Origin of the sequence: Pseudomonas vancouverensis (assembly GCF_004348895.1) — a bacterium.
GTDB lineage: Bacteria > Pseudomonadota > Gammaproteobacteria > Pseudomonadales > Pseudomonadaceae > Aquipseudomonas > Aquipseudomonas vancouverensis.
The window spans coordinates 37,675-54,217 of sequence record NZ_RRZK01000020.1 but is presented as its reverse complement, the minus strand read 5'-3'; the positions used below and the strand labels follow the sequence as shown (position 1 = coordinate 54,217).

15 protein-coding genes and 1 pseudogene are annotated in these 16,543 nt (G+C 60.0%); 2 read left to right on the top strand and 14 right to left on the bottom strand.

From position 1 onward, the window contains the following. Positions 1 to 61 precede the first annotated feature (61 nt). Positions 62 to 1,684: an MFS transporter gene (locus tag EIY72_RS15640; protein ID WP_093219866.1), complete on the top strand. Its 1,623-nt coding sequence runs from the start codon at positions 62 to 64 to the stop codon at positions 1,682 to 1,684. Positions 1,685 to 1,747: 63 nt separating this feature from the next. On the opposite strand, the gene EIY72_RS15635 is transcribed toward EIY72_RS15640, so the two are convergent. The 3 genes from EIY72_RS15635 to EIY72_RS15625 form a co-directional block, all read right to left on the bottom strand. Continuing rightward, positions 1,748 to 4,228 carry a TonB-dependent siderophore receptor gene (locus tag EIY72_RS15635; protein ID WP_093219861.1) on the bottom strand — a complete coding sequence of 827 codons (2,481 nt, stop codon included), beginning with the start codon at positions 4,226 to 4,228 and terminating at the stop codon, positions 1,748 to 1,750. A gap of 114 nt (positions 4,229 to 4,342) precedes the next feature. Then, a complete protein-coding gene (locus EIY72_RS15630) occupies positions 4,343 to 5,290 on the bottom strand; it encodes a FecR domain-containing protein (RefSeq protein WP_093219858.1) in 948 nt (315 codons plus the stop codon). Continuing rightward, positions 5,287 to 5,808, bottom strand: a complete 522-nt coding sequence (locus EIY72_RS15625; RefSeq protein WP_093219854.1) for a sigma-70 family RNA polymerase sigma factor — start codon at positions 5,806 to 5,808, stop codon at positions 5,287 to 5,289. Before EIY72_RS15625 ends, EIY72_RS15630 begins: the two co-directional genes overlap by 4 nt. Positions 5,809 to 5,961: 153 nt before the next feature. On the opposite strand from EIY72_RS15625, the pseudogene EIY72_RS30130 reads away from it, so the two are divergent. Further along, positions 5,962 to 6,552, top strand: a pseudogene (locus EIY72_RS30130) (GMC oxidoreductase); the annotation flags it as partial. A gap of 177 nt (positions 6,553 to 6,729) precedes the next feature. Here the strand turns inward: EIY72_RS30130 and EIY72_RS15615 are convergent. From EIY72_RS15615 to EIY72_RS15560, 11 genes are all read right to left on the bottom strand, one after another. Then, positions 6,730 to 7,122, bottom strand: a complete 393-nt coding sequence (locus tag EIY72_RS15615; RefSeq protein WP_093219850.1) for a hypothetical protein — start codon at positions 7,120 to 7,122, stop codon at positions 6,730 to 6,732. 326 nt (positions 7,123 to 7,448) lie between these two features. Continuing rightward, the gene (locus EIY72_RS15610) at positions 7,449 to 7,817 is read right to left on the bottom strand and encodes a DUF427 domain-containing protein (protein ID WP_093219845.1); all 369 of its coding nucleotides are present in this window, start codon (positions 7,815 to 7,817) and stop codon (positions 7,449 to 7,451) included. A gap of 155 nt (positions 7,818 to 7,972) precedes the next feature. Further along, positions 7,973 to 8,251 carry a DUF971 domain-containing protein gene (locus tag EIY72_RS15605; protein ID WP_093219841.1) on the bottom strand — a complete coding sequence of 93 codons (279 nt, stop codon included), beginning with the start codon at positions 8,249 to 8,251 and terminating at the stop codon, positions 7,973 to 7,975. Then, positions 8,248 to 9,210: a HEAT repeat domain-containing protein gene (locus tag EIY72_RS15600; protein WP_093219835.1), complete on the bottom strand. Its 963-nt coding sequence runs from the start codon at positions 9,208 to 9,210 to the stop codon at positions 8,248 to 8,250. Before EIY72_RS15600 ends, EIY72_RS15605 begins: the two co-directional genes overlap by 4 nt. After that, on the bottom strand, positions 9,207 to 10,055 hold the full coding sequence (locus EIY72_RS15595) for an ABC transporter ATP-binding protein (protein ID WP_093219830.1): 849 nt from the start codon (positions 10,053 to 10,055) through the stop codon (positions 9,207 to 9,209). The genes EIY72_RS15600 and EIY72_RS15595 overlap by 4 nt, the downstream gene beginning before the upstream one ends. Beyond that, complete coding sequence (locus EIY72_RS15590; RefSeq protein ID WP_093219825.1) at positions 10,055 to 10,837, bottom strand: ABC transporter permease; 783 nt, start codon at positions 10,835 to 10,837, stop codon at positions 10,055 to 10,057. Before EIY72_RS15590 ends, EIY72_RS15595 begins: the two co-directional genes overlap by 1 nt. Before the next feature lie 206 nt (positions 10,838 to 11,043). Next, a complete protein-coding gene (locus EIY72_RS15585) occupies positions 11,044 to 12,447 on the bottom strand; it encodes an ABC transporter substrate-binding protein (protein ID WP_093219819.1) in 1,404 nt (467 codons plus the stop codon). A gap of 242 nt (positions 12,448 to 12,689) precedes the next feature. Then, positions 12,690 to 12,935 carry a 4Fe-4S dicluster domain-containing protein gene (locus EIY72_RS15575; protein ID WP_093219814.1) on the bottom strand — a complete coding sequence of 82 codons (246 nt, stop codon included), beginning with the start codon at positions 12,933 to 12,935 and terminating at the stop codon, positions 12,690 to 12,692. Positions 12,936 to 12,960: 25 nt separating this feature from the next. Further along, a complete protein-coding gene (locus EIY72_RS15570; protein WP_093219810.1) occupies positions 12,961 to 14,691 on the bottom strand; it encodes a fumarate reductase/succinate dehydrogenase flavoprotein subunit in 1,731 nt (576 codons plus the stop codon). Beyond that, a complete protein-coding gene (locus EIY72_RS15565; RefSeq protein ID WP_093219807.1) occupies positions 14,688 to 15,440 on the bottom strand; it encodes a GntR family transcriptional regulator in 753 nt (250 codons plus the stop codon). Before EIY72_RS15565 ends, EIY72_RS15570 begins: the two co-directional genes overlap by 4 nt. A gap of 131 nt (positions 15,441 to 15,571) precedes the next feature. After that, positions 15,572 to 16,540 carry a Gfo/Idh/MocA family protein gene (locus EIY72_RS15560; protein WP_093219803.1) on the bottom strand — a complete coding sequence of 323 codons (969 nt, stop codon included), beginning with the start codon at positions 16,538 to 16,540 and terminating at the stop codon, positions 15,572 to 15,574. Positions 16,541 to 16,543: the final 3 nt, after the last annotated feature.

Here is a 16,543-nt window from a genome sequence, read left to right as displayed (position 1 = left end):
CGCCCACAAGGCCGGCGCCGACAGTGGAACAACAAAAACAATCACTGTGAGGGATACCGCTATGTCAGAACAGGTTCAGCCCCTGGAGGCCGTGCGCAGCGCCGGCACCAGCAAGGACACGCAGAAAGTCATCTTCGCCTCGTCACTCGGGACAGTCTTCGAGTGGTACGACTTCTTCCTCTACGGCGCCTTGGCGGCGGTGATCAGCAAGCAGTTCTTTGCCGGCGTCAACGACACCACCGCGTTCATTTTCGCGCTGATGGCGTTTGCCGCAGGTTTCATCGTCAGACCTTTCGGTGCGCTGGTGTTCGGTCGGTTGGGGGACATGATCGGGCGCAAGTACACCTTCCTCGCCACCATCATCCTGATGGGCCTGGCGACCTTCTGCGTCGGTTTGCTGCCGACCTATGCCAGCATCGGCATTGCCGCGCCGATCATCCTGGTTGTGCTGCGCATGCTCCAGGGCCTGGCCTTGGGCGGTGAATACGGCGGCGCTGCGACCTATGTCGCCGAGCACGCGCCAATTGGCAAACGCGGCTTCCATACCAGCTGGATTCAATCCACGGCGACCCTGGGATTGCTGCTGTCGCTGCTGGTGGTGCTGGGCTGCCGCTATTTCACCGGTGATCAGTTCGAAGTCTGGGGCTGGCGTATTCCGTTCCTGTTTTCCATCGTGCTGCTGGGCATTTCCACCTGGATTCGCATGAGCCTGCACGAGTCCCCTGCCTTCGTGAAAATGAAGGAGGAAGGCAAGCTGTGCAAACAGCCGATCCGCGATTCCTTCGGCAAATGGGAAAACCTCAAGGTGGTGCTGATCGCCCTGTTCAGCATCAACGCCGGGCAAGCGGTGACCTTCTACGCCGCGCAATTCTACGTGCTGTTCTTCCTCACCCAGTTCCTGAAAATGGACCCGGCCGTGGCCAACGGTTTGCTGATCGTCAGCGTGACCATTGGTGCGCCGTTCTTCATTTTCTTTGGCTGGCTGTCGGACAAGGTCGGGCGCAAACCGGTGCTGATGCTCGGCCTGCTGCTCGCCACTGCGCTGTACTTCCCGATCTTCAAATCCCTGGCGCACTACGCCAACCCGGCGATTGACCAGGCCAGTCGTCAGGCCCCGATCACCGTGCTCGCCGATCCGGCCACCTGTACCTTCCAGTTCGACCCGGTGGGCAAGGCCAAATTCGACAGCCCGTGCGACAAGGTCAAGACCTTCCTGGTCAAACAGGGCCTGCCGTACCACAGCGCCGAAGCGCCGGCCGGCAGCGCGGTACAGGTCAGTGTCGGTGACGTGAAGATCGACGGTTTCGACGAAGCGGCGCTGCGCGGCGCCATCACCCTGGCCGGCTATCCGTCACAGGCCGACATGCAGCAGATCAACAAACCGATGATCGTCGCCTTGATCGTCGCGCTGATCATCATTTCCGCCATGTGCTACGGCCCACTGGCAGCATTGATGGTCGAGTTGTTCCCGACCCGCATCCGCTACACCTCGATGTCCCTGCCCTACCACATCGGCAACGGCTGGTTCGGCGGCTTCCTGCCGACCGTGTCCTTTGCGCTGGTGGTGTACACCGGGGATATTTTCTACGGGCTGTGGTATCCGGTGCTGATCACCGGGGTGAGCCTGGTGGTGGGGATGTTGTGCCTGCGGGAGACGCGCAACGTGGATCTGGACAAGAACTGAAACCAGCCTGCAGGAGCGAGTCAACTCGCTCCTGCAGCGTTTGCGATCTCGGATCACTCGGGATCAAAAGCTCGCTTTGACAGAGACCATGAAGTTACGCGGATCGCCGTAATAGTTGCCGAAGGTCTCGGTGCCGATGGTCGCGTAGTAGCGCTTGTCGAACAGGTTGTTGCCATTGAGCGCCACCGACCAGGTGTCGTCGATGCGATAGCCGATGCGACCGTTCCAGACCGCATAACCGGACTGACTGATCTTCTCGCCACTGAGGGGAGACACGCGGAAGTTGTCGCTTTGCGCGTTCACACCGGCGCCGACCGTGAACCGCTCCAGCGCCCCGTCCAGTTGATAGTCGCCCCACAGGCGCAGCAGGTGCCGTGGCACATAACTGTTGAACGCCGCACCGTTGAGGGAGGTGTCCAGGTCGTCGAGCGTCTTGGTCTGGGTGTAGGTGTAGCCCGCCAGCAGTTGCAGGCGCTCGATCACCTCGCCACTGATTTCCGCTTCAAAACCCTGGGCGCGCACCTTGCCGGAGTTCACGTAGCAATAACCATCCGACGACGGGCAGGACGAGTTGTAGTCGGTTTGTGCCTGGTCTTTCTGGATAGTGCGGAACAGGTTGAACGAACTGTTCAGACGCCCGTTGAACCAGGCGCCCTTGATCCCCAGCTCGTAGCTCTGCCCCACCAGAGGCCTGAGGGCCGAACCGTCCTCAGATCGATAGTTGCCCTGGGGCGTGAAGATTTCCGAGTAGCTGGTGTAGGCCGTGAGGTTTTCATCAAGGTCCAGCAGCAGTCCGGCAAAGGGTGTGACCTGTCCGGTTTCCTTGGTACTGACGTGTTCCGAGGTACCCGAGTTGATGAAATCGTAGTCCGTGTCGGAGCTGTACCAGCTCACGCGGCTGCCAACCACGAAGGTCAAAGGATCCGCCAGTTTCAGGCGCAGGGTCGAATAGATCCCTTGCTGCTTGGTCACGCTGTCGACCGGGCCGCCACGGGACGAATTCTCGATGAAGTAACTGTCGTCCGGCTCCGGGATGTGCTTGTCGGGGTTGAACACATTCTGCCGTTGCGGCAGGAAGGCGACCGAGTAGAAGTCATTTTTGTTCGAGCGACTGGCATTGAAGCCCAGTACCAACTCATGTTGCTGACCGAAGGCGGCGAACTTGCCATCCACGTAGGCATCGAGGCCGTAATCGACCTGATCGTAGTCGTACAGGCTGCCAAGCACGCCCGTGGTGTCGATACCGGGTGTCACTGCCCCGGAGGCGAAGGCGTATTTGATGTCCTGGGTGTTTTTGGTGTAGACGCTGGCGACTTTCAAGGCCCAGTCATCGTTGAGCTGATGCTTGAGATCGGCAAACACCGTGGTGCGTTTGCTGCGCCAGGTATTCCACGACGGGTCGAGGCAGGTCGAGCGACCGAGTCGCAGGTCGCTGCCATCCCTGTAGCGCGGCATGCCGCCCCAGCATGGGTTGGCGTCGACGTCCTCATAGGCGACACCGAGGCCGAGGGTCGTGTCCGGGTTGAGGTCGACGTCGAGCGCACCGTAGTACACCTGATCCTTGCGATTGGCGTCATCGACGTAGTAGTGCCGGCTTTGCTCGGCGACCACGGCGCGTCCGCGTATCGTCCCCGAGTCATTCAACGGACCGCCCGTATCGACCTGCCCGCGATAGTTGTCCCAACTGCCACCTGACAACGTGACATCGGTTTGCGCGGTGGCCTGCCCGCGCTTGCGCACGAAGTTCACGCCGCCCGCGGTGCCTCCCGAGCCTTTCATCATGCCGGCCGCACCGCGCAGGACTTCAACCCGGTCGTAATACGCCATGTCGCTGCTGAAGCTGTCGGCCTGGACATAGAGGTTGCCCATGTCCAGCGGTACGCCGTCATATTGATATTGGCCCGACATGCGAAAACCCCTGGAGTAGAAGTATTTGCCACCCATGGTCGAGTCGTAGACGGTGATGCCCGGGGTCTTTTCCATCACCTGGTCGATGGTGTTGAGATTCTGGTCATCGAGCATCTTGCGGGTGATCACCGTCACCGACTGCGGGGTTTCCTTGAGCGAGTGCTCGCCCTTGCCGATGGTCACCGCGCCGGTGGTGTAGGAACCACTGTTCTCGGTGGTCGCACCCAATGCCTGCGCGTTGATGTTGGTGGCACCCAGCTCCAGTGCCGAACCAGCACCGGGTGCCGGCCGCAGCACGTAGGTGCCATTGGCCTGGGGTTGGGCCTGCAGGCCGCTGCCGCCGAGCACCCGCGCAAAACCTTCGCTGACGCCGAACGCGCCTTTGAGCCCCGGCGATTTGAAACCGTCGGTATGCCGCGCATCGAAGGAGATGGCCACGCCCGCCGCGCTGGCGAAACGGCTGAGGACTTCGGTCAGGCTGCCGGCGGCAATGTCGAACGACTGTACCGAGCTTTGTTGTGACGTGGCTGCGGTGGCGGCGAACGTTGCGCCCGACCATGCTGCAGTGGCAGTCGCCGCCAGCAATCCGAATTTTACTGCGGTTGCCAGACGACCAGGTTTGTAAAACCGAGACATGTTTACCCTCCCCCAAACGATCAATAAAAACTCATTGAGGGATGAGCCGAACGATACGAATGAAAAGTGCAAAGGAGCAGAAATTATTTTTGCGCTGCGCTCCGTCAGCGCATGTCACAGCTGTGAAACATTGACCCAGAAGCGGCTGTAACGCGTCACGCGCAAGGCAAAGCCGCTCTCCAGGGCAGCCAGTGCGCGATCGGTGTCATCAATCGGAAACGCACCGGAGACCTTCAGGTCGGCAATGCGCGAATCGCAACGCAACACGCCACTGCGATAGCGCGACAGGTCAGCCAGCAACTCACTTAACGGCCGGTTGATGGCAATGATGCTGCCCTGCTCCCACGCGGCGATCGATGCGTCATTCGGGCGTACCCGGCCCAGCAGCCCCGGGCTGAACAGCATGTGTTGGCCAGCCTCAAGTCGCACCCGTGCAGCCGTGCCCGACGTGCTGACTTCCACGGCTTTCTCCAGCACCGCCACTTCGCTGCCGCTCGCTTGCGAACGGACAACAAAGCGCGTCCCCAGCGCCAGCACCTCACCGTGGCGAGTGACGACCTTGAACGGACGCTGCTGTGCATCAACGGCTGTGGTTACGATGATTTCACCGGTCAACAACTCCACCACCCGCTGACGGTCATCGAAACGCAGGTTGACCGAAGTATCGGTATTGAGGAGCAAGCGGCTGCCGTCTGCCAGGCGGTATTCACGGCGCTCACCAACTGCCGTGCGGTAATCGGTGAACAGACTCTGTGCCGTCTCACTGCGCCAGCTCAACCAGCCCAATGAACCGGCGGAGGCCAACACCACTACGCTGCGCAGCACCTGACGCCGGGAGCGATCGACGCCCAGCAGTGCCGGTGCAGCCAGGGCACCCGGTACGCGGGCCATCTGCTCACCGACATCGGTCATGCGTTGCCACGCCCGATGGTGTGCAGGATCGGCCGTCAGCCAGGCATGCCACGCGGTGTGGTCGGCGTCCGTCGCGATACCGGAGTGCAGCCTGGCGTACCACTGCGCGGCGCTGCCAATCGCTTTGAGCTCAGCCGCTGACAGGCTCATGTCAGTTGCAACTTGATTTGCATCAGGCAGCAATGCTCCATGGCCTTGGCCATGTAGTTGTTCACGGTTCGCGCACTGATGCCCAGGCGCTCGGCAATCTGCGGATAGGTCAGGCCCTCGAACTGCGAGAGGATGAAGGCCTGCTTCACCCTGGGCCCGAGCCCTTGCAGCATGCGGTCGATCTCGATCAGGGCCTGCAACAGGATCGCCTGCTCTTCCAGCGACGGCTGCTCCCCTTCAGGGGTGGCAGCCAATGCTTCGAGGTAGGACTGCTCCAGCGAACGACGACGAAACAGGTCAATCAGCAGGCCCTTGGCGATCATTGAAAGATAGGGTCGGGGCTCGCGTATCTCCAGCGCGTTGCGCGCCTTGATCACCCGCACGAACGTATCCTGGGTCAAGTCCGCCGCATCGAAGGCATTGCCCAGGCGCTTGCGCAACCAGCGTTGCAGCCAGCTGTGATGGTCGCAATAGAGTTCATGGATGGCGCTGCGCAGGGATAAATCGTTGGCGGACATGATAGAAAACAATTCGCGAATGATAATAACTCGCATTGTCTTATCTAAAATGGCCGATTGGCAATAGCCGTGATGGCTGGATGAGATTGTGTTGATGCAAATTCAGAATGCCCTGCGCGTTGAAGGGCATTCCGGGAATGGTTTTTTTAAACCTCCGAATCCATTCGCCTGACCCGGCGCATCCTTGCCGCACCGGCGTTGCGTGCATTCAACCCGGTCGAATACCTGCCCGGCGATAGCCTGCAAAGCGAAGAACAGTTGCATGAAGCCGCGGCACGCATCGGCACCACCATTTTCCACCCGGTGGGCATCTGTCGCATGGGCAACGACGCCACAGCGGTGGTCGATGCACAACTGAAGGTCCATGGCATCGCCGGCCTGCGCATCGCCGATGCCTCGATCATGCCGCGCATTACCTCGGGCAATACCTGCTCGCCAACCCTGATGATCGCCGAGAAGGCGGCACAGATGATCCTCATTTCCGCCATGTGCTATGGCCCGCTGGCGGCGCTGATGGTCGAGCTGTTCCCGACCCGCATCCGCTACACCTCGATGTCCCTGCCCTACCACATCGGCAACGGCTGGTTCGGCGGCTTCCTGCCGACCGTGTCCTTTGCGCTGGTGGTGTACACCGGGGATATTTTCTAAGGGCTGTGGTACCCGGTGCTGATCACCGGGGTGAGCCTGGTGGTGGGGATGTTGTGCCTGCGGGAGACGCGCAACGTCGATCTGGACAAGAACTGATTGAGTAAGAACGAGTTTGCTGGCGAAAGAGCATCAATTGACATCGACAATGTCGTAGATAGAGCTTCGCTAGCAAACTCGGTTCCAAACGGGTGAAAGCAAGCATTATTAATCATGCATAAATGCACGAACATCATTATATAAGCACACCCCATCAACAATCATAAAAAACCAAAATCAGTTATTGTTTTTAGCCACCTTAGTAAAGGTAATATTTTTAAAACTGATTTGCTCCGGATTTACGCCTTGAATCAGCGTTAGTGCACAACCACTGCCCATCATCGCACCGTGCTCAGTGGGAAGGCCGAAAGTATATAGGGCAAACGACAGCACACCGAGATGATCTGTCATCGCTGTCAGACTCAGCAACTGAAGCCCCTCTTTACCTTCATTGGTAATATCACTCGCCTTGCCTTTCCCGGGGTAAGTATTTGCCCGCCAATGAAAGTCGATTGAAAACTCGCGACCAACTTGGTCGCTGGTAACCGTAAAACTAAGATCTTCGTTTTTTGCCTGACCTTTCGGATCATTGATATTTGTCTTAAACACATCACCTTTCTGAATCAGCATGTCTTATCTCCTTTAAATATCATTTATGCCGCAAAAAAATAGTAACTGGCATTCAGGTAATATATACCTATCAGATTTGATAGCTTTCAAGACACACTAGAGATAAAAACTGAAGGCACCTGCATTTTTCTCTTCTATACTGCCTCAATACAGAGCGCCCGCCTTCCTTCGAGTCAAATGATTCTTGGTCGAAGGATGGCGATTGTACCTAGCTGGAAAACACTTTTGGAACGAAGGTATTACGAACTCCAAAGTTCAAGAAGGCGAACAATGACCATGTAAAACGTTTACGCTGAGATGCACTAATTTTCATTTTCTTGGGCCCTTCAAACCTCCGAATCGAGCAATTCGAACTTCACCTGGTCCGGGTAGAAGGCCACATAGTTGCGGATCTGCTCGACCGAGACCTTGGGGTTTTCATAGCTCCACACCGCGTTGGTCCCTTCATGCCCCGGTACCTGCAAGCTGAAATAGCTGGCATCGCCCTTGTAGGGGCAATAGCTGGTGTGGTCAGTGCGGGCGTAGTACTTCTCGTCGATGTCTTCGCGCGGCACGTAATATACCGGCGGGTAATTGGCTTCCAGCAATACGAGTGCGCGTGCCGAGGCGGCGACTTGGATACCGTGAAACCTCACCAACAGGCAGCCGGGCTGCTCGGCGATGGTGATGACAGGGCTGGGACCGGAGCTTTTCATGGAACACTTTCCTCATGACGGTGACGGACCTGCAGGAGCAAGGTTTGCCCGCGACGGGGGATGCAGCGGCGCCGTTGTCCGGGACCGCTGACCTGTCAGGTATAACCCAAGATTGGCCATCGTGTCTGATTCACAGCCGAACGGAGACCCCTTGCTCAAGCGTCGAGCTGCGACAGATAAGCCCAGGGATAGATACCGCGCTCGTGCCCATCGCTGAACACCAGTTGCACGCCATAGCCCTGGGCATTGAGTTCGATCACCTGCACCCGCTCGTCGACCAGGGGGACAAGCCCGCGCAGGCGAAATGCCCGGCACTGCGAGCAAGGGCACTGTCGACGCAACTCGGCGTGATTCAAGCGTTGCACGCGGCCGTCCGGCCAGCTCAGGCGCAACTGCCGGGTACTTTGTGAATTACCCACCGATAACGGGCTCATTGCAGTTGGCTCAAGGCGATGCGCACGGCTTTGCGCACCTCCGGGTCGCCGTCGTCCTGCGCCGCCTGCAACGGTGCGATGGCCCGTGGATCATTCAGCTCACCCAGGGCCAACGCCGCTTCCTTGCGCAGGTTACTGATGCGATGACCAAGGGTGGCGATCAGCCCATCGAGGGCTGGTGCGTAGCGCAAGCGACCCAGGCTGCGGGTGGCGCGCAAACGCACTTGCCAGTAATCGTCGCTCAAGGCTTCGACCAGAGCCGGCCCGGCGTCGGGGTGACCGACTTTGCCCAAGGTGGTGGCGGCCTCTTCGCGTACCGACCAGGCCTCGTCCTGCAAGGCCTGACGCAGGGCCGGCAAGACTTGCGCGTCGGACGCCAGGCCCAGCGCTCCGGTGGCGGCGCGACGGACTCCGCTGTCCGGGTCGCAGCTGGCCAGTCGCGCCAATGCCGGCAAGGCCCCCAGTTGCTTGAGCCAGCCCAGCACACCCACCGCTTCACGGCGTACACCCGCGTCGGCATCGTCCAGCGCTAAGGCAGCCGCGCTCGCGGCCTCGGCAACACGTAATTCGCGCAGTGCCCGAATCGCGGCAACCCGTACGCGACTTTCCGCGTGCCCCGTCCACGGCAAAATCACCCGTCCCGCCTCTGCACTTTTCAACAGGCTGAGGCTTTGCGCCGCGGCGGCTTGCACGGACTCTGCCGGATCGATCAGCGCCTGGCACAGGGCGGCGACCACGGGCGCATCTTCCCATGCTTCCAGCAACCGCGCAGCTTCGGCGCGTACCTCGTCGGCGGGGTCCTGGCCAAGACGATCGACCAGCCACAACAGGCCATCGGGCTCCTCCAGGTCGGCCAGCTCAATCAGGGCAATGCGGCGCACAGCGGGGTCGTCATCGGTCAGGCGCGGTTGCAGGGCGAGAATCTCGTGGTGATCGGTTACATCGAATAGTGAGGTCATAGGGCAAATCGCGGCAGTTTGTTTTCGGGAGGCAATCCGAGCGGGTTCAGGCGAGGCAGTTGCCGGCCGTCTTCGTGACGCAGGAGTGCAAGGCAGTGACGTTTCAGGAGGGAGAATTCGTGGCTGGTCACCAGCTCATTGATGCGCGGCCGTGGGAAGTCCAGGCGCAGGTCCTCGATGATCCGCCCCGGTCGCGAGCTCATGACCAGCAAGCGGTCGGCGAGGAACAGCGCTTCGTCGATGTCATGGGTGACGAATACCACGGTGGTGCGGATCCGCGTCCAGATGTCCAGCAGCAGCTCCTGCATGTTCAACCGGGTCAGGGCATCAAGGGCGCCGAACGGCTCGTCCATCAGCAACAGCCGCGGGCGATTGACCAGCACCCGGGCGATCTCCACCCGTTGTTGCATGCCACCGGAGAGCTGATCGGGCCAGCGTTCGGCGAAGCCTTCGAGGCCAACCAGCGCGAGCATTTCTTCGGCAGCCTTGTGCCGCTCGACCTTGCCGATCCCGCGCATTTTCAAACCAAACGCCACGTTGTCGCGCACGTTGCGCCATGGGAACAAGGTGTGTTGCTGGAACACCATACCCCGTTGCGGCGACGGGCCATTGACCGGCGCGCCATCGACATTGAGGCTGCCGGTGCGCGGTTGCAGGTGACCGGCCAAGGCGCCGAGCAAGGTCGACTTGCCGCACCCGGAGGGCCCGAGAATGCACACGAACTGGCCGGGTTCGATCTGGCAGTCGAGGCCCTGCACCGCTTCAAATGCCGTACTGCCCTCTCCCAGGCTGATCGACAGGCCACGCATATCGATGCGTCCTTCGGGGTGTTGAAACACGCTCATCAGGCTTTTCCTCGTGGTCGATGCCAGGGCGTGAACAGACCGCCCAGGTGCTTGATCAACAGACTGCTACCCATCCCCAGGACACCGATCAGCAACATACCAACCACAATGTCGGCGTAGTTCTGGATGGTGTAGGACTCCCAGGTGTAATAGCCGATGCCGTACTGACCGGAGATCATTTCCGCGGTCACCAGGCAGAACCACGAAGTGCCCATGCCGATCGCCAGGCCAGTGATGATGCTCGGCGCCGCACCCGGCAGGATCACTTCCAGCAGGATCGCCCGGCGCCCTGCCCCGAGGCTCTTCGCCGAGGCGATCAAGCGCGGATCAACGCCTTCGACGCCGTGCACGGTGTTGAGCAGAATGGGGAACAACGCACCGGTGAAGGTGATGAACACCATCGACAGTTCCGACGAAGGAAACATCAGAATCGCCAAGGGAATCCACGCCACTGCGGGGATCGGGCGCAGCACTTCCAGCGGTGGCAGCAGTAAGTCTTCAGCACATTTCGAACGGCCGATGGCCAGGCCCAGGGCGATGCCGATAACCAACGCAGCGAGGAAACCGGCGAAGACTCGGCCGAGGCTGGCGGTCAGGTGCTGGATGAGTTTGCCGGAGTCGCCCAGGCCGAAGGCGGCTTCGATCACGGCCAACGGGGTTGGCACGTTGGCGAAGGTGACGAGGCCGAGGTTCCAGTGGTGGCTGGCGGCGAGTTGCCAGAAGAGCAGGCAACACAATAGGGAGGCGGCTCTGGGGAGCCCGCGGGCTTTCGGGATTTTCATGGTTCGCAATTCCGTGTGATGGCTGAGATCCCCCCTCACCCCAGCCCTCTCCCCCAGGGGGGCGAGGGGGAAAGGGAGCCGATCTTCAAGCCTTTCAAAATTTCAGTTCGACCCGATATATCGAGTCGGTGCATCTCTACCAAACACCGCAGTCAGTCCCCTCTCCCTCCGGGAGAGGGTTAGGGTGAGGGGCTTTTGATTTGCTCTTAGCATGTGGCCACGGCCTGGGTCGTCGCATCAGTGAAGTCGAAGACTTTCCCGCCCTGCGCCGAGGCAAATTGCTGGGCCTGGCCCTTGAGCAGAAATGCGCTCAACCGCCCTTTCGCATCACTGGCAAACCACGCTTGATCAGCAAGCAACTTGATCCCGCTGTCACTGGCCTGGGCGTACACCGCGCGGATGTTCTTGCCTTCCTGTTTGAGCGCGGCCAAGGCGGTAAATGCCGACTCGGCCGAGGCGTATTGACGAACTTTCGGTTCGCCGCGCACCCAGATCTCAGCAACATGGTTGAAATCGGTGATGGCTTTACCGGTCGATGCATCAACAGCCTTCAGCGACGTCTGGCCGTAGTTGGCCAGTTGCGCGCTGTAATCGAGCTTCGAAGCCTTGAATGCAGCACGAATGTACTGATCGTCAATGAAGGCGTTGAGGTCCAGACCGCGATCAGCCTTCTTCAGCAGCTTCAACGTGTCGATGGCGGTACCGACCGCTTGCCGGTATTCCGGCTTCCAGCTCAGGTCGCGGGTCTGCACGCCGAGTGGACCGTGGAACAAGTAATTGACCTCGGCATCGACACCCGTGACCTTGGCAATCAGCTCGCTGTACTTCTCCGGTTCTGCTGTCAGCAACTGATTGGCTTCGATACTGGCGCGCAGATAAGCCACGACAATTTCCGGGTACTTTTTCGCGTAGGCCTGATCGACCAGCGCGCCATGGAAGGTTGGCGAATCGGCTTGGGAGCCGTCATAAATCTTGCGGGCAAAACCACGGCTGGGGAACAACTCGGCGAACGGCACGAAGTCGGCGTGCGCATCGATCTTGCCGGCCTGCAACGCGGAACCGGCGACTTCCGGCGGCTGGGCGATGATGTTCACATCCTTGAGCGGGTCCCAGCCTTGCGCGGCCACGGCGCGCAGCAACATGCCATGGGCGGTGGAGGCGAACGGCACGGAGATGGTCTTGCCCTTGAGCTCGGCCAGCGACTGCACAGCCGACGCGCTCGGCACCACGATGCCGTTGCCACTGCCCTTGATGCTGCCCGACAGCACGCTGATGAACAGGCTGTGCTTGCCCGCCGTTTCGAAAGCGACGCCATTGAAGGCGCCGGGGAAATCGGCCATGGCGCCGAAGTCGAGCTTGCCGGCGACCATCTCGTTGGTCAGGGGTGCGCCGCTGGTGAAGTTTTTCCACTCCACCTGGTATTTGGCGTCCTTGTACTGGCCATCATGGGGCAGGTATTTGTCCAGCAGGCCGAGTTCACGAATCAGCAGACCGCCGGCGGCGCAGTTGATCGTGGTGTCCTGGGTGCCGATGGCAATGCGGATGGTCTCGGCTGACGCCGACAGGGTGAGTGAAGCCAGTACCAGACCGGCGATTGCTGCACGCAACATGGGTGTTTCCCCTCGAATCATTTATAGGAAATTCGTCTCCGCCACGATCAGGGCGTGGTGGGAAACGAGGGGTGTTTGAAGCTGGCGTCCGGGGGTGGCCGGATGGCGTTGAACGGTTTTTTTGAGCTTCCTCGATCCACTGTGGGAGTGAGCCTGCTCGCGATGGCATTCTTTCAGTCGGTGGAGATGTTGCCTGTGCTGGCGACATCGCGAGCAAGCTCGCTCCCACATTGATTTGTGTTTCAACGCAATAAATAGGGGATGTCCACTTTCACCGCCCCCGTCGGGCAGTCCTTTTCACAGGGCATGCAGTACCAGCATTCATCGAACGCCATATAGGCTTTCTGGGTTGCCGGGTTGATCGCCAGCAGGTCCATCGGGCAGACGTCGACACACACGGTGCAGCCCTTGTGGGCGATGCACAGGTCCTCGTCGACGGTCACCGGTGCGTTGGAGCGAAAGAAGATTTCCTGGGCTTGATAGGCCATTTCGCGGTCTCTCTTGTGGGTGTGCTCAGGCAGCGTCGGCGCCGACCCGCAGGCGATCGTAGGCCTGCATTTCTTCGGCATCGAGCGGGATGATGTAAGGCTCGACGGCTTTCTTGAAACTGCTCATCTCGCCGTTTTCGTCTTTCTTCAGGTGGCAATGGCAGAACCAGTCGCTGTCGTTACGTTGCGGGTGATCAACACGGTAGTGGTAAAGCCCCCAGCGGCTTTCGGCGCGAAACAGTGAAGCGCGGGCGGCCATTTCGGCGCAGTCGCGGATCATGCTGACTTCCATCGCGCGCATCAGTTCATGGGCGTTGTGGGCCTTGATCTGATCGAGATCGCGCTGGATATCGCTGAAGCGTTGCAGGCCGATCTGCATCTTCTTGGTCACTTTCGGCGGTTGCAGGTAGTCGTTGACGAAGCGCCGCAGCTTGTACTCGACCTGGGCCGGTGGCAGGCCGTGCTCACGGTCCAGAGGCGCGTAGACCCGTTGCTTCTCGACTTCGATTTGCTCGGCATCCAGCGCTGAAAACTCGCGGTCGGCAACGAAATCCGCCGCGTTCTGGCCGGCAAACCAACCATAGGTAAACGCACCAAGCATGTAGTTGTGCGGCACTGCCGCCATGTCGCCCGCCGAGTACAAGCCTTTTACCGAAGTCTCGGCCTTCTCGTTGACCCACACGCCGGACGCCGAATGCCCACTGCAGAAACCGATTTCGGAGATGTGCATTTCGACCATCTGCGTGCGGTAATCGGTGCCACGATTGGCGTGGAACTGGCCGCGGCTCGGACGCTCGTTGCTGTGCAGGATCTCCTCGATGTTCTGGATGGTTTCCTCGGCCAGGTGATCGAGTTTGAGAAACACCGGACCGTTACCGCTTTCCAGTTCCTGGTGGAATTCCCACATCATCTGACCGCTCCAGTAGTCGCACTCGATGAAGCGTTCACCCTTGTTGTTGGCGGTGTAACCACCCAGCGGACCGGTGACGTAGGCGCAAGCCGGACCGTTGTAATCCTTGATCAGCGGGTTGATCTGAAAGCATTCCAGGTTCGCCAACTCCGCACCGGCGTGATAGGCCATCGCATAGCCGTCGCCGGCGTTGGTCGGGTTCTCGTAGGTACCCATCAGGTAGCCCGAGGCCGGAAGACCCAGGCGTCCGGCAGCGCCGCAGGCTAGGATCACCGCCTTGGCCTTGATCACATGAAAGTCGGCGGTGCGGCAATCGAAGCCCATCACACCGTTGACCGTACCCTCCTCGTCTTTCAACAAGCGCGTGCACACCAGGCGATTGCTGATGCTGACCCGTGCCCGCTTCAACTGGCGATACAACACCTTCTTGATGTCGTGGCCTTCCGGCATCGGCAGCACGTACGCGCCCATGTGGTGGACCTTCTTCACCGCGTAGTCACCGGTCTCGTCCTTCTCGAACTTCACGCCCCAGCGATCCAGTTGCTCGATGGTTTCGAAACTGTGGGTTGCGTAGGCATACACCGCCGCCTGATTGACGATGCCGTCGTTGGCAATGGTGATTTCCTTGGTGTACTGCTCCGGTGTCGAATGGCCAGGGATGATCGCGTTGTTCAGGCCGTCCATGCCCATGCTGATCGCGCCGCTGCGCTTGACGTTGGCCTTGTCGATCAACAGCACGCGCAAATCGCGGTTACGCTCCTTGGCCTTGATCGCCGCCATGGGTCCTGCGGTGCCGCCGCCAATCACGACGATGTCGTATTCCTGTTCCAGTGTGTTGCGCGTCATGCCTGATCCCCTTTCTGGCGGTCGATCCGCAGGCGGTACTGGAAGGCATCACCGCGGTAGTAAAGGTGTTCGAAGTCCAACGGACGCCCTTGCGCATCGTGGGTCAGACGCTCGATGCGCATGATTGGCGAACCGGGCTCGACGTTCAGGGCCTGGGTCAGGTCGCTGTCGGCCAGCACCGCGTCAATGGCCAGATCGGCGTGACCGAGTGCCAGGCCACAGTCGTTTTCCAGGATCAGGAAGATGTCGCGGGTGACCAGATCGGCTTTCTCCAGGCGCTCGCCGACGGCTTTGGGCAAGTAGGTGATTTCCAGGGAGATCGGCTCACGATTGATCAGCCGCACCCGTTTGATCTGCGCGACGACCTCGCCTTCGGCGACCTGCAAACGCTCGGCGACCAGCTTGTCGGCGGCAATGAACCTGAAGCTGCGCAGGCGGTTGATGACCTCGTAGCCGCGCCCGGTCATGGACTCGGCGAGGCCTTGCAGGGTGCTGACGTTCTGGAAGGTTTTCGGCTTGGCAACGAAGGTGCCCTTGCCGTGGATCTTGAAGATCAGCCCTTCCTTTTGCAGATCACCCAAGGCCTGGCGCACGGTGATGCGGCTGACTTTGAACAGTGCACCCAGTTCACTTTCGGACGGCATCTGGCTGTCTTGCGGGTATTCGCCGTCGAGGATGCGTGCACGCAGCACATCGCGCAGTTGGGTGTGCAACGGAACGCTGCTGAGGGATAGAACGTTATCGGTCATGAAGATCACTTGTTATAACGAGTTATGACGTGATCTTAAAGACGTTATGACAAGCGTGGGAAATACCGAATGGGCATAAGGTTAGATGCGCAACGCAATCCAGAAAATGCAGGAGCCCGTGAACAGAAAAATCAGTGGCGCTTGAGAATCCGGTCCATCACGCTGTCGGTCTTCAGCGCCTGCTCAGCGACAGCAGGATGCTGAACCTCACCCCGAATATGCGCATTCATGCCCAGCACGTGGTGCCACTGAATGTGTTCGTGATGGGCGATCTCCAGACTGATTTGTTCGTCGCCGTGAAGCTGTACCGGGTACTCATCGAACACCGAAAAACTGATCCGCCCGGCACTGCCAATGATCTCGACTCGATCCTCGCGGCGGTCGGCCACGAAGTTCCAGCAACCCATGCCCAATGCCCCGCCAGCAAACCGCCAACTGGCGCTGACCGCATCTTCGGCTGCATACAACCCGGCCTGCCGCGCGGTGAAACCGGCGACTTCAACAATGTCGCCGAGCAGATACTGAAACAGATCGAGGCCATGGCTGGCCAGGTCGGCGAAGTAACCACCGCCGGCAATTGCCGGGTCGGTACGCCAATTGCTGCTGCCGTCCAGATCGGCCGGCGACGGCGCCTTGGTCAGGGTCCAGGTCAGGTGTCGGACCTCGCCGATGCGCCCCGCTTCCAGCCATTGCCGCACTTGCTGGAAGCGCGGCAGCGAACGCCGGTAATAGGATACGAACAAGTGCAGCCCGGCGTCGGCGAACACCTGCTGCATCTCACGACTTTGGCCGGCATTGAGCGCCATCGGTTTTTCCACGCAGCAGTGTTTGCCGGCGGCGGCGACCTTGAGCGCATAGGCGTGATGGCTGTCGGGAGGCGTGGCGATGTACACCGCGTCGACTTGCGGATCATTGATCAGCGAATCGACATCGGTATACACCCGGCCGATGCCGTGGCGCGTGGCGTAATCGGTCACGGCGTCCAGACGTCGTCCCATCACCGCCACCAGCGCCGAACCGGGTGCCTTGTAGAAGGCCGGCCCGCTCTTGCGCTCAGCAACGCTGCCACAGCCGATCATGCCCCAGCGCACCACGTTCATATT

Excerpts from the sequence above, each read along its gene's own strand:
- EIY72_RS15640 (WP_093219866.1), top strand. The coding sequence starts at position 62 with ATGTCAGAACAGGTTCAGCCCCTGGAGGCCGTGCGCAGCGCCGGCACC.
- EIY72_RS15635 (WP_093219861.1), bottom strand. The coding sequence starts at position 4,228 with ATGTCTCGGTTTTACAAACCTGGTCGTCTGGCAACCGCAGTAAAATTC.
- EIY72_RS15630 (WP_093219858.1), bottom strand. The coding sequence starts at position 5,290 with ATGAGCCTGTCAGCGGCTGAGCTCAAAGCGATTGGCAGCGCCGCGCAG.
- EIY72_RS15625 (WP_093219854.1), bottom strand. The coding sequence starts at position 5,808 with ATGTCCGCCAACGATTTATCCCTGCGCAGCGCCATCCATGAACTCTAT.
- EIY72_RS15615 (WP_093219850.1), bottom strand. The coding sequence starts at position 7,122 with ATGCTGATTCAGAAAGGTGATGTGTTTAAGACAAATATCAATGATCCG.
- EIY72_RS15610 (WP_093219845.1), bottom strand. The coding sequence starts at position 7,817 with ATGAAAAGCTCCGGTCCCAGCCCTGTCATCACCATCGCCGAGCAGCCC.
- EIY72_RS15605 (WP_093219841.1), bottom strand. The coding sequence starts at position 8,251 with ATGAGCCCGTTATCGGTGGGTAATTCACAAAGTACCCGGCAGTTGCGC.
- EIY72_RS15600 (WP_093219835.1), bottom strand. The coding sequence starts at position 9,210 with ATGACCTCACTATTCGATGTAACCGATCACCACGAGATTCTCGCCCTG.
- EIY72_RS15595 (WP_093219830.1), bottom strand. The coding sequence starts at position 10,055 with ATGAGCGTGTTTCAACACCCCGAAGGACGCATCGATATGCGTGGCCTG.
- EIY72_RS15590 (WP_093219825.1), bottom strand. The coding sequence starts at position 10,837 with ATGAAAATCCCGAAAGCCCGCGGGCTCCCCAGAGCCGCCTCCCTATTG.
- EIY72_RS15585 (WP_093219819.1), bottom strand. The coding sequence starts at position 12,447 with ATGTTGCGTGCAGCAATCGCCGGTCTGGTACTGGCTTCACTCACCCTG.
- EIY72_RS15575 (WP_093219814.1), bottom strand. The coding sequence starts at position 12,935 with ATGGCCTATCAAGCCCAGGAAATCTTCTTTCGCTCCAACGCACCGGTG.
- EIY72_RS15570 (WP_093219810.1), bottom strand. The coding sequence starts at position 14,691 with ATGACGCGCAACACACTGGAACAGGAATACGACATCGTCGTGATTGGC.
- EIY72_RS15565 (WP_093219807.1), bottom strand. The coding sequence starts at position 15,440 with ATGACCGATAACGTTCTATCCCTCAGCAGCGTTCCGTTGCACACCCAA.
- EIY72_RS15560 (WP_093219803.1), bottom strand. The coding sequence starts at position 16,540 with ATGAACGTGGTGCGCTGGGGCATGATCGGCTGTGGCAGCGTTGCTGAG.